The sequence below is a fragment of the Pseudomonas bohemica genome (assembly GCF_002934685.1).
Taxonomy (GTDB): Bacteria; Pseudomonadota; Gammaproteobacteria; order Pseudomonadales; family Pseudomonadaceae; genus Aquipseudomonas; species Aquipseudomonas bohemica.
In genome coordinates this window covers 1-511 of record NZ_NKHL01000108.1, presented here as the reverse complement: position 1 = coordinate 511, position 511 = coordinate 1, and positions in this window count along the sequence as shown.

Sequence of the window (511 nt, the reverse complement as noted above, 5' to 3'; positions counted from 1 at the left end):
TCAGACCTGGGGCCCGTCCGCACTCACCGCCAATCCCGATTGACCTGCCGCACGTGATGCCGCCCCACGAATACCCAGTCAATGAACACCACGAAACTTTCGATCACCAGCGAAAACAGCAACGCACACGACCAACGTTGCAGAAACTGTGGGAGCGAGCTTGCTCGCGAAGCGGCCAGTGAACCCGACACAGACTTGGCGCCTGACATTCAGCTTTCGCGAGCAAGCTCGCTCCCACGGGGTCGGAGATCAGACCTGGGCGCCGTCCGCACTCACCGCCAATCCCGATTGACCTGCCGAACGTGATGCCGCCCCACGAACACCCAGTCGATGAACACCACGAAAACTTTCGATCACCAGCGAAAACAGCAACGCACACGCCCAACGTTGCAGAAACTGTGGGAGCGAGCTTGCTCGCGAAGCGGCCAGTGACCCGACACAGACTCGGCGCCTGACATTCAGCTTTCGCGAGCAAGCTCGCTCCCACGGGGTCGGAGATCAGACCTGGGGC